The organism is Nonomuraea rubra (genome assembly GCF_014207985.1).
Taxonomy (GTDB): domain Bacteria; phylum Actinomycetota; class Actinomycetes; order Streptosporangiales; family Streptosporangiaceae; genus Nonomuraea; species Nonomuraea rubra.
The window spans coordinates 11296967-11308205 of the sequence record NZ_JACHMI010000001.1; the positions used below are offsets into that span (position 1 = coordinate 11296967).

10 protein-coding genes are annotated in these 11239 nt (G+C 73.0%); 8 read left to right on the top strand and 2 right to left on the bottom strand.

Going from position 1 to position 11239, the window contains the following annotated elements; all coding sequences use genetic code 11:
• Positions 1 to 267 precede the first annotated feature (267 nt).
• The gene (locus tag HD593_RS51495; RefSeq protein ID WP_246547196.1) at positions 268 to 1683 is read right to left on the bottom strand and encodes a glycoside hydrolase family 10-like protein; all 1416 of its coding nucleotides are present in this window, start codon (positions 1681 to 1683) and stop codon (positions 268 to 270) included.
• Positions 1684 to 1887: 204 nt separating this feature from the next.
• On the opposite strand from HD593_RS51495, the gene HD593_RS51500 reads away from it, so the two are divergent.
• Positions 1888 to 3318 (top strand): glycoside hydrolase family 3 protein, encoded by a 1431-nt coding sequence (locus tag HD593_RS51500; RefSeq protein WP_185110176.1) that lies wholly within the window; start codon positions 1888 to 1890, stop codon positions 3316 to 3318.
• Positions 3315 to 4175 carry a MurR/RpiR family transcriptional regulator gene (locus tag HD593_RS51505; RefSeq protein WP_246547197.1) on the top strand — a complete coding sequence of 287 codons (861 nt, stop codon included), beginning with the start codon at positions 3315 to 3317 and terminating at the stop codon, positions 4173 to 4175. The genes HD593_RS51500 and HD593_RS51505 overlap by 4 nt, the downstream gene beginning before the upstream one ends.
• Before the next feature lie 51 nt (positions 4176 to 4226).
• On the opposite strand, the gene HD593_RS51510 is transcribed toward HD593_RS51505, so the two are convergent.
• Positions 4227 to 4997, bottom strand: coding sequence for an IclR family transcriptional regulator domain-containing protein (locus HD593_RS51510; protein WP_185110178.1), 771 nt, complete (start codon positions 4995 to 4997; stop codon positions 4227 to 4229).
• 102 nt (positions 4998 to 5099) lie between these two features.
• Here HD593_RS51510 and HD593_RS51515 point away from each other — a divergent pair, with 102 nt between their 5' ends.
• Genes HD593_RS51515 through HD593_RS51540 form a run of 6 tightly spaced genes read left to right on the top strand, consistent with a single transcriptional unit; the run spans position 5100 to position 11218 of the window.
• Positions 5100 to 6044, top strand: a complete 945-nt coding sequence (locus HD593_RS51515) for an ABC transporter substrate-binding protein (protein ID WP_185110179.1) — start codon at positions 5100 to 5102, stop codon at positions 6042 to 6044.
• A complete protein-coding gene (locus HD593_RS51520; RefSeq protein WP_312904348.1) occupies positions 6041 to 6850 on the top strand; it encodes an ABC transporter permease in 810 nt (269 codons plus the stop codon). Before HD593_RS51515 ends, HD593_RS51520 begins: the two co-directional genes overlap by 4 nt.
• Positions 6847 to 7596: an ABC transporter permease gene (locus tag HD593_RS51525; protein ID WP_312904349.1), complete on the top strand. Its 750-nt coding sequence runs from the start codon at positions 6847 to 6849 to the stop codon at positions 7594 to 7596. Before HD593_RS51520 ends, HD593_RS51525 begins: the two co-directional genes overlap by 4 nt.
• Entirely contained in the window at positions 7589 to 8176 is a 588-nt protein-coding gene (locus HD593_RS51530; protein ID WP_185110180.1) for an ABC transporter ATP-binding protein, read from the top strand. Before HD593_RS51525 ends, HD593_RS51530 begins: the two co-directional genes overlap by 8 nt.
• A complete protein-coding gene (locus tag HD593_RS51535) occupies positions 8163 to 9740 on the top strand; it encodes a thiamine pyrophosphate-dependent enzyme (protein WP_185110181.1) in 1578 nt (525 codons plus the stop codon). The genes HD593_RS51530 and HD593_RS51535 overlap by 14 nt, the downstream gene beginning before the upstream one ends.
• Before the next feature lie 17 nt (positions 9741 to 9757).
• The gene (locus HD593_RS51540; protein WP_185110182.1) at positions 9758 to 11218 is read left to right on the top strand and encodes a benzaldehyde dehydrogenase; all 1461 of its coding nucleotides are present in this window, start codon (positions 9758 to 9760) and stop codon (positions 11216 to 11218) included.
• Positions 11219 to 11239: the final 21 nt, after the last annotated feature.

An 11239-nucleotide genomic window follows, 5' to 3' on the forward strand; every position in this document is an offset into this window, starting at 1 on the left:
GGGCTTCGGCGAGGGGTTCCGGCAGCGTCGGACCCTCAAGCCCCCGCCGTGCCGGTCACGGCACGGATTCGAGCAGCGGTGACACGTCCGGAGGGCGTGTGCCGGGCTCGTCGCCGGTCAGGAAACCGGCCGGCGACGCGCGCAGGCGCAGCACGCCCTCAGACCTCTCAGATCATCCGGGCAGCACCCATCAGGTCGCCGCCCGGATCAGCTCATCCGGGCAGCACTCCTCAAATCGCCCGGATCAAATCATCCGGGTAGCACCTATCAGATCGCCCGGAAACCGTTGCTCGGCCTGCTCGTCCGGTTGGCCCGGTCGACCGCCACCGCGTAGTAGTGGTGGCCGCGCCTGCCGTCGGGGTCGGTCCAGCGGATCTGCCGGTCGCCCGGCACGACCGCGACGAGGTTGCGGGCGTCGGCGAAGTCTCCCGGGCCGGCGTGCCGGTCGAAGCGGAAGATGGCGAACAGGAACGGCTCGTCCCTGCCGGTGGCCACCGCCCGCACCTCGACACCGCCCGAGTGCACGCGCTTGGCGTAGGCCAGCACCGGCCGCCGCGGCGGCTCGCCGCCCGCCAGCCTGGGCAGCACGGGCGCGAGCGCGGGCCGCTGGTAGTGGTCGTTGACCGCGGTGGAGACGGAGCCGATCCGGTCCACCTTGACGTCGTTGGCGTTGTACCAGATGTCGCCGCCGATCTCGGGGTGCTCGCGGTTGAGCGTCAGGTGCCTGGACAGCTCGCCCGGCACCTGCCACTCGGGCGCCTGCGCGGGGTCGCCCGCCTTGTACGCGGCCTGCCCGATCCACAGCAGCGTGTTCGTGCCGCTCGCCACGTCCGACCACCACGGCACGAGCTTGGAGTAGTCGGCCGGCGGCTGCCCGATGTACCAGTAGAGCTGCGGCGCGATGTAGTCCAGCCAGCCCTTCTTGACCCAGCCGCGGGTGTCGGCGTGCAGGTTGTCGTACGACTGCCCGCCGTTGGTCTCGGAGCCGAGCGGGTCGGTGCCCCTGTTGCGCCAGATGCCGGACGGGCTGATGCCCCAGGCGATCTCCGGCTTCTCGGCGAGCACCCGCTGCTGCATCTCCTGCACCATGAGGTCGACGTTGTTGCGCCGCCAGGCGGCCAGGTCGGGGAAGCCGGCGCCGTACTTGGCGAACTCCTCGGCGTCGTCGAAGGCCGTGGTGTTGGTCGGGTAGAAGTAGTCGTCGAAGTGCAGGCCGTCGATGTCGTAGCGGGTGACCGCGTCCATCATCGCGTCCTGGCAGAACTTGCGGACCTCCGGCATGCCCGGGTTGTAGTAGAGCTTGCCGCCGAACGGCAGGATCCAGTCGGGGTTCTTGCGGCCGGGGTGGTCGGGGTGCAGCTTGGCCGGGTCGGCCTGCATCGAGACGCGGTACGGGTTGAACCAGGCGTGGAAGGCCAGGCCGCGCTTGTGCGTCTCCTCCACGGCGAACCCGAGCGGGTCGTAGCCGGGGTCCTGCCCCTGGGTGCCGGTCAGGTACTGCGACCACGGCTCGTACGGTGACGGCCAGAACGCGTCGGCGGTCGGCCTGATCTGCACGAACACCGAGTTGAGCTTCCTCTGGACGGCCACGTCCAGCCAGGCGAGGTACTCGGCCTTCTGCTCCTCGGCGCTCAGCCCGGGCTTGGACGGCCAGTTGATGTTGACCACGGACGCGATCCACATGCCCCTCATCTGCCGTAACGGCGGGACATATCCGGATTCAGCGAACGCAGGCAGCGGAACGGCGGAAGCAGCGGCGGCGAGGGCGAGACCCTTCAGGAGAGTCCTTCTGCTGGGCATGGGGGGTGGCCTCTCGGAAGTGGTTGTGTCGAGGCCGACGATGACAGAAAATTACCTTCAGATCAACAACTGTGAAGGAAAATGCCGATGAGCGGTGACCTGTACAGACTGGCGATGACGGTGCTGCATCCGGGGTTCGAGGGGACCTCCGCCCCCGACTGGCTGCGCCGCGCGCTGGGCGAGGGTCTCGGCGGCGTGGTGCTGTTCGCCCGCAACGCCGTCAGCGCGCGGCTCGTCCGGCAACTACGCGCGGAACATCCCGGCACCGTGATCGCCATCGACGAGGAAGGCGGCACGGTCACCCGGCTGGAGGTCATGGCCGGCAGCTCCTTTCCCGGCAACCGGGCGCTGGGCGTGGTGGACGACGTGGCGCTCACCGAGCAGGTGGGCCGCCAGATCGGCAGGATGCTCGCAGATCTCGACATCACGCTCAACTACGCGCCCTCCGCCGACGTGAACGCGAACCCCGCCAACCCTGTCATCGGCGTGCGCTCGTTCGGCCCGGAACCGGAGCTCGTCGCCCGCCACACCGCCGCCTACGTGCGCGGCGTGCAGGGCGCGGGCGTGGCCGCCTGTGCCAAGCACTTCCCCGGGCACGGCGACACGGTCACCGACTCGCACCTGGCGCTGCCCACCGTGCACGCCTCGCGGGAGGTGCTGGCCGAGCGCGACCTGCCGCCGTTCCTGGCCGCGATCGACGCCGGGGTGCGCTCGATCATGTCCGGCCACCTGCTCGTGCCCGCGCTCGATCCGTCGATGCCGGCGACGCTCAGCCGTACCGTCCTGACCGAACTCCTCAGGGGCGAGCTCGGGTTCGACGGGATGCTCGTCACCGACGCGATCGAGATGCGGGCGGTGGCCGCCATGTTCGGCCCCGGCGAGGTCGCGGTGCGCGCGCTCGCCGCCGGCGTGGACGCCATCTGCGCCGGGCTGACCACCGAGGACGAGCTGCGGGAGCTGCGCGACGCGATCGTGGCCGCCGTCCACGACGGCCGGCTGCCCGAGGAGCGGCTGGCGGAGGCCGCCGCCCGGGTGCGCGCGCTGTCCGGCTGGTACGCCGACCAGGCCAAGGCGCGGGCGCAGGCCCACGACGACGCCGACGAGGGCGTCGGCATGCGGGCCGCCCGCAGGGCGCTCACCACGACGGGCACCGCCGGGCTCGACCGCGGGCCGCTGGTCGTCGAGATCAACACGCGGCTCAACCAGGCCGTGGACCCCGCCACGCAGACCGGCGTCACGGCCGCGCTGGCCTCCCTGCTGCCGAACACCGGCAGCGTCCGGCTCGGCCCCGACGGGGAGCTGCCCGCCTTCGATGACCGGCCCGTCGTGCTCGTGGTGCACGACGCCGCCCGGCACCCCTGGGTACGCGACATCGTGGCCAAGGCCCTCACCGCCCGGCCCGACGCGATCATCGTGGACACCGGCATCCCGGCCCCGCCCCCTGGCGCCACCCACGTCGCCACCCACGGCATCTCCCGCGTCTCCGCGCTCGCCGCGGCCGAATGGTTGCTCGCATGAGCGTCGAACCCGCGAACCCGGTCGCGGCCGTACGCGCCGTGCTGCCCTCGCTGACGCCCGCGGCGCAGTCCATCGCGCGGCTCATCCTGGACGACCCCGGGCTGGTCGTGCGGAGCACGATCACCGAGTTCAGCGTGGTGTCGGGGACGAGCGAGGCGACGGTCGTGCGTACGGCGCGGGCGCTGGGCTTCTCCGGGTACTCGCAGCTCCGCTTCGCGCTGGCGGCGGCCGTGGCCAAGGAGCCCGAGCGGCTGGTGCCCGGCGACCTCGGCCCCGACGACCCGCTGACGGACGTGATCGCCAAGGTGGCCAGGGCCGAGTCCGAGGCACTGGCGGACACGGCCGCCCAGCTCGATCCCGACCAGCTCGGGGAGGTCGTGACCGCGATCTCGGAGGCACGGCGGGTGGACGTGTACGGCGTGGCCGCGTCGGGGCTGGTGGCGGCCGACATGTCGCAGAAGCTGCTGCGGATCGGGCTGTCCAGCCATCCGTTCAGCGATGCCCACCTGGCGTTGACCAGCGCGGCGCTGCTCAAGGCCGGGGACGTGGCGGTGGCGATCAGCTGCACCGGGGAGACGCCCGACGTGCTGGTGCCGGCGCGTACGGCGGCGGAGGCGGGGGCGCTGGTCGTGGGGATCACGAACAACCCGCGGTCGTCGCTGGCCGCGCTGGCGGATCACACGCTGGTGTCGGCGGGACGCGAGACGGCCTTCCGGCCCGGGGCGCTGGCCAGCCGGATCAGCCAGCTGCTGATCGTGGACTGCATCTTCGTGGGGCTGGCGCAGCGGCGCTACGACACGGCGGACGCGGCCATCCGGGCCACGCGCCTGGCCACGGACCGATACCGCAACCGGTGACCCGCCGTCGGGTCCTTCCGGAGAGAAGAGGCCGGAAAGAAGAGGGGTGGCTCAGTTGCGGGCGGGTGACAGCGAGGCGAGGTCGGCCTCGATCCTGCCCGCCGTGGCCAGCAGCGGCGGCAGCAGGTCGCGCTCGGCTGCCTCCAGGCTCGTACGGGTGGCGTGCGTCGAGACGTTGACCGCCGCCACCGTCCGCCCCGTCCGGTCCCGGATGGGGGCGGCGATCGAGCGCAGCCCCTCCTCCAGCTCCTGGTCCACCATCGCCCACCCGCGCACCCGCACCTCGTCCAGCTCGGCCCGCAGGGCGGCGGGCAGCACGATCGTGCGGGAGGTGAGCCGCCGCAGGCAGGCCCGCGAAAGGTACGCCTCCAGCGCCTCCGGCGGCAGCGCGGACAGCAGCACCCGCCCCATCGACGTGCAGTGTGCCGGGAACCGGGTGCCGATGCTGATGCTGACCCGCATGATCCGCGCCGTGGCCACCCGCGCCACGTACACGACGTCCTCCCCGTCCAGCACCGCCACCGACGCCGACTCGCGCACCTCGGCGGCCAGCCGTTCGAGGTGCGGGTCGGCCACCTCGGGCAGCGACAGGCCGGACAGGTAGGCGTACCCCAGCTCCAGCACCCGGGGTGTGAGCGCGAACAGCCGCCCGTCGTTGCGCACGTACCCGAGCTCGGTCAGCGTGAGGAGGAACCGCCTGGCCGCCGCCCGGCTGAGCCCGGTGGCGCGGGCCACCTGGCTGAGCGTCTGCTCGGGCTCGGCGGCGCTGAACGCCCGGATCACCGCGAGCCCGCGGGCCAGCGACTGCACGTGGTCCACCATGGTGATCCCCTTGACAGGAGCCGACAAGAGCGTAGCTTCCGCGATACGGGGTTGTTCGATCCGAGAATACATGTGCGCAGAGCGAACAACTAGGAGCATGCCGTGCGTCGCGCTCTCGTGGTCCTCGCCGCTCTACTCGTGACCGCCTGCGGCGGCGGCACCCAGCCCGGCGCGCCCGCCCAGGGCGGTTCCGGCCTGACCAAGGTCAACGCCGGGGTGATCGCCATCGTGGACACCGCGCCGATCCACCTCGGCAAGGCCAAGGGATTCTTCACCGAACAGCGGATCGACCTGACCATCACCCCGGTCCAGGGCGGCGCGGCGGCCGTCTCGGGCGCGGTGAGCGGGCAGTTCCAGTTCGCCTTCGCCAACACCACCTCGCTGCTGACCGCCAAGCAGCAGGGGCTGGACGTGAAGGTGGTCGCCAACGGCGTCTCCTCGACCGGCGAGCAGGGCAAGGACTTCAGCGCGGTGCTGGTCAAGCCGGACAGCCCGATCAGGGCGGCCAAGGACCTGGCGGGCAGGAAGATCTCGGTCAACCAGCTCAGGAACATCGGCGACACGACCGTACGCGCCTCCGTGCGCAACGCCGGAGGCGATCCGACCGGCATCGAGTTCGTCGAGCTGCCCTTCCCCGACGCGCCCGCCGCGCTGCAGAGCGGCCGGGTGGACGCGATCTGGGTGGTGGAGCCGTTCGTCAGCCAGGCCATCAGCCAGGGCGCCCGCCCCGTGGCCTGGAACTTCGCCGACGCCACCTCCGACCTGACCGTGGCCATGTACTTCACCACCGGCAGGACGGACGCCGACCTGACCCGGCGGTTCACTGCGGCGATCCGCAAGTCGCTGGAGTACGCCGACGCGCATCCGGACGAGGTGCGCGAGGTGCTGAAGACGTACACGAAGATCGCGCCCGACGTGATCGCCAAGATCTACCTGCCGAAGTGGCCGGCCGAGGTGAACAAGGCGTCCGTGCAGACCACCGCCGACCTGGCGGTGGCGGACGGGGTGCTCAAGGAGAAGATCGACGTGTCGGCGCTGGTGCCGTGATCCGACGCGACGGGCTGCCGCCCAGGCTGCGGGACGGCGCCGCCCGGCTGGGGTACGGCGCCGCCGGGCTCGGCGGCCTGGTGCTGCTGATGGAGGCCGTGCCCCGGCTCGGCCTGGTGGACGAGCGGTTCCTGCCGCCCGCCTCGGAGATCCTCGCCACGCTGGGGGCGCAGCTCGGCACGGCGGAGTTGTGGATCGCGCTGGGCGAGACGCTGCGCGGCTGGGCGATCGGCCTGGCGCTGGCGTTCTGCGCGGCGGTCGTGACCGGGGTGGTCATCGGGATCGTGCCGGGGCTGCGCGCGCTGACGAGCTCGACCGTCGAGTTCCTGCGGCCCATCCCGTCGGTGGCGCTGGTGCCGCTGGCCACGCTGCTGTTCGGGCCGTCGCTGGGCTCGACGCTGATGCTGGTCGGCTACGCGTCGTTCTGGCAGGTGCTCATCCAGGTCCTGTACGGCGTGGCGGCCGTGGACTCCGTGGCCTTCGACACCGCCAGGTCGTACCGGCTGTCGGCCTGGTCGCGGGTCAGGCACCTGGTGTGGCCGGCGGCGCTGCCGTACGTGATGACCGGGCTGCGGCTGGCGGCGGCGGTCGCGTTCATCCTGGCGGTGACCGCGGAGCTGGTCATCGGCAGCCCGGGGCTGGGCGCGGAGATCCAGGTGGCGCAGAGCAGCGGCGCGGTGCCCGCCGTGTACGCGCTGATCGTGCTGGCGGGGCTGGTCGGGATCGCGGTGAACGCGGCCGTGCGGCTGCTGGAGCGCAGGGTGCTGGCCTGGCATCCGGCGGTGCGCTCGGAGGTGGCGGCGTGAAGGCGGTCAGGCTGCTCGCCCTTCCGGTGCTGCTGGTGCTGGTCTGGTGGGCCGTCAGCGGGAGCTCGTTCTACCTGCCGAGCCCGGCGGCCGTGGGGCGGGCGTTCGCCGAGACGTGGTTCTCCGAGCGGCTCGTGGACGACGTGCTGCCCAGCGTGGGCCGGCTGCTGGCGGGCTACGCGGTGGCCGGGCTGCTCGGCGTGGCGCTGGGCGTGCCGATCGGGCTGTCGCGGCGGCTGCGGGCGACGCTGGAGCCGGTGCTGGAGTTCTTCAGGGCCATCCCGCCGCCCGTGCTGGTCCCGCTGATCATGCTGCTGGCGGGCATCGACACCCCGATGAAGGTGCTGGTCATCGTCTCGGGCTGCCTCTGGCCTATCCTGCTCAACACCGTGGAGGGCGTGCGGGCGCTGGACGAGGTGCTGGCCGACACCTGCCGCATGTACGGCATCAGGGGCGCGTCCAGGATGCGGCGGTTCGTGCTGCGCGGCGCGAGCCCGCAGATCATGACCGGGCTGCGGCAGGCGCTGTCCATCGGGATCATCCTCATGGTCATCAGCGAGATGTTCGCCAGCTCCAGCGGCTTGGGGTTCACGATCGTGCTGTTCCAGCGGCAGTTCCAGATCGCCGAGATGTGGAGCGGGATCCTCCTGCTCGGCCTGCTCGGGCTCGGGCTGTCGCTGCTCTTCCGCCGCGTGGAGCGGCGGGTGCTGGCCTGGTACTACGGCAGTGGAGCCGCCCGTGCTTGAGATCCACGACCTGCGCAAGGTGTACGAGAGCCCGGGCCGCCGGGTCGAGGCCATCGGCTCGATCACGCTGAGCGTCCGCGCCGGCGAGCTGGTCTGCGTCGTGGGCCCGTCGGGCTGCGGCAAGACCACGCTACTGCGGTGCGTGGCCGACTCCCTGCGCGCCGTCGGGCTCTCCGACGCCGCCGACGCCCATCCCTGGCAGCTCTCCGGCGGGATGCAGCAGCGGGTCGCGATCGCCCGCGCGGTGGCGTACGAGCCGCAGGTGCTGCTGATGGACGAGCCGTTCGCCGCCGTGGACGCCCAGACCAGGGCGGACCTGGAGGACCTGATCCTGCGGCTGTGGCGGAACTTCGAGATCACCACGCTGTTCGTCACCCACGACATCGACGAGGCCGTCTACCTCGGCCGGCGGGTCGTGGTGCTGTCCTCCTCGCCGACCACGGTCATGGAGGACCTGAAGATCGACCTGCCCGCCGAGCGCGACCAGCTCACGACGCGGTCGCTGCCCCGCTTCGGGGAGCTGCGCGGGCACGTCTACCGGCAGATCCAGCGAGCAAGGGGGCACAGTGAGGACCGTTAGGGACGCCGTCTTCGACATCCTGCGGCAGCACGAACTGACCACGATCTTCGCCAATCCCGGCTCGACCGAGGTGCCGCTGCTCGCCGGGCTGCCCGACGACCTGCGGTTCGTGCTGGCCCTGCACGAGGGCTCGGTGGTCGGCATGGCGACCGGCTGGGCGATCGGGCGGGAGGCTCCAGCGCTGGCCCTCCTGCACAGCGTGGCCGGGCTGGGCAACGCCGTCAGCGCCATCGCCACCGCCAGGGAGAACCGGGTGCCGCTGGTGATCGTCGTCGGCCAGCAGGACCGGCGGCACCTGGCGCTGGAGCCGTTCCTGGCCGGGCGGCTGGCGGGGCTGGCCGGCGACTACCCGGTACGCACCGATCAGCCGGTGCGGCCCCAGGACGTGCCGGGCGCCGTGGCCAGGGCCGTCCACGAGGCGACCACGTCCAGGGGGCCCGCGCTGGTCCTGGTGCCGATGGACGACTGGCAGGCGCCCTTCGACGGGGAGACCGTGGCGGCTCCGGCGCGGCTGCTGCGCCCGGCCGCCGTGGCCGACGCCGACCTCGTGCCGCTGGTGGAGCTGCTGGCCGGAGCGCGCAGCCCGGCGATCGTGTCGGGCGCGGGCGTGGGGCCGGGCTGGTTCGCGCTCGTGGCGCTGGCCGAGCGGCTGGGGTGCCCGGTGTACCAGGAGTCGTTCGGCGGGCGGGCCGGGTTCCCGCAGGACCATCCGCAGTACGGAGGGGTGCTGCCCGGGGGACGGAGCGGGCTGCGGGAGCGGCTGCGGCCCCACGACGTGGTGCTGGCGGTGGGGGCGCCGGTGTTCCGGCAGTACTCCTACGAGCCGGGCGCGCTGGTCGAGCCCGGCACGACGATCGCGCTGGTGACGGACGACCCCGCGGTGGCGCATCGCAGCCCCGCCGACCTGGCGTACCTGGCCGCTCCCGAGGCCGTCTGCGCCCGCCTGGCCGACCTGCTGCCCCCTCCCGGGCGTGGCGGCGTCTGGGCACGGGTGTCAGGACACGAGCCGTACTCGGGCGGGCCGCTACGGCCCACGGACGTGCTGCGGGAGCTGGCCGCGCGGCTCCCGCACGACGTCGCGCTCATCGAGGAGGCGCCTTCCGCGCGTCCCGACCTGCACGCGATGGTGCCGGCCAGGACCTCGTTCGGCTTCATCTCGGCGGCCAACGGCGGGCTCGGGTTCGGCGTGCCCGCCGCGGTGGGCCTGCGGATGGCGCAGCCCGGCCGGCCCGTGGTCGCCGTCGTCGGCGACGGCTCGGCGCTGTACGGCGTGCAGGCCCTCTGGAGCGCGGCCCACTACCGGGTGGGCGCGCTGTTCGTGGTGCTCGCCAACGGCCGGTACGCCGTCATGGACGGCCTGGCCGACAAGCACGGCGGCGGCAAGGGCCCGTGGCCGCCGTTCGACGAGGTGGACATGGGCGCGCTGGCCAGGTCGCTCGGCTGCCCCGCGCAGCGGATCGAGACGTACGCCGGCCTGACCGGCGCCCTTGACGAGGTCCTGCCCACGCTCGCCGCACGCGAGACCCCCCTGCTGCTCGACGTGGTCGTGACCGTGGATCCCTAGTGCCGAGGAGGCTCATCATGACGTTCCTGGACCCCAAGATCTGGACGGGATCGCTCTTCGACGGCGGCTGGACCGCCTCGCGGACCGGTGACGTCCCCGTCGTCGAGCCCGCCACCGGCGCCGAGCTGGGCCGCGCGGGCACGGCCGGCGCCGCGGACGTGGCGGCCGCCGCCGTACGCGCCAGGCAGGAGCAGCCGGCCTGGGCGGCGACCCCGTACGAGGAGCGGGCGGCGCTGCTGCGGCGGGCCGGGCGCCTGTTCGAGGAGCACGCGCAGGAGATCCAGGACTGGATCGTGCGCGAGTCGGGCGGCGTGCCGGGCAAGGCCGCCTTCGAGACGCACGTGGCGGCGCAGGAGTGCTACGAGGCGGCGGCGCTGGCCTCGCAGCCGCTCGGCGAGGTGCTGCCGACGGCGCGCAAGCGGCTCAGCTTCGCCCGGCGGGTGCCCGTCGGCGTCGTGGGCGTGATCGCGCCGTTCAACTTCCCGCTCATCCTCGGCACCAGGTCCGTCGCCCCGGCTCTGGCGCTGGGCAACGCGGTGGTGTTCAAGCCGGACCAGCGCACCGCCGTCTGCGGCGGGTACGCCATCGCCCGCGTCTTCGAGGAGGCCGGGCTGCCCGGCGGCCTGCTGCACGTGCTGCCCGGCGGCCCCGAGGCCGGCCAGGCCCTGGTCGCCGACCCGAACGTCCCCGTGATCTCCTTCACCGGCTCGACCGCCGCCGGGCGCAGGGTCGGCGAGCTGGCCGCACGCTCGCTCAAGCGGGTGCACCTGGAGCTGGGCGGCAACTCCGCGCTGGTCGTCTTCGACGACGCCGACCTCGACCCGGCCGTGTCGGCGGGCGCCTGGGCGTCGTTCTTCCACCAGGGGCAGATCTGCATGACCTCGGGCCGGCACCTGGTGCACGCCGCCGTGGCCGAGGAGTACGTCGCGCGCCTGGCCGCGAAGGCGAGCGCCCTGCCGGTGGGCGACCCGGCCACCGGGCAGGTCGCGCTCGGGCCGCTCATCGACGCGGGGCAGCGGGACCGGGTGCACCGGCTGGTCACCGACAGCGTGTCGGCCGGGGCGCGGCTGGCGTGCGGAGGGACGTACGAGGGGCTGTTCTACCGGCCGACGGTGCTGGCGGAGGTGCCGGTCGGCGCGCCGGCGTACGCGGAGGAGGTGTTCGGGCCCGTGGCGCCCGTGACGACGTTCTCCACGCTGGAGGAGGCGGCGGCGCTGGCCGCCGGCTCGCCGTACGGGCTGTCGCTGGGGATACTCACCCGGGACGTGATGAAGGGGCTGGCCCTGGCGGACCTGGTGCCTACGGGCGTCGTGCACATCAACGACCAGACGGTGGACGACGAGGCCGTGGCCCCGTTCGGCGGGATGGGCGCGTCGGGGACGGGCGCGCGGTTCGGCGGGACCGGGGCCAACGCCGGCGCCTTCACCGAGACGCAGTGGGTCACCATGCAGGGGGACATCGCCCGCTATCCCTTCTGAGACACTTCGCCCGGTATCGTC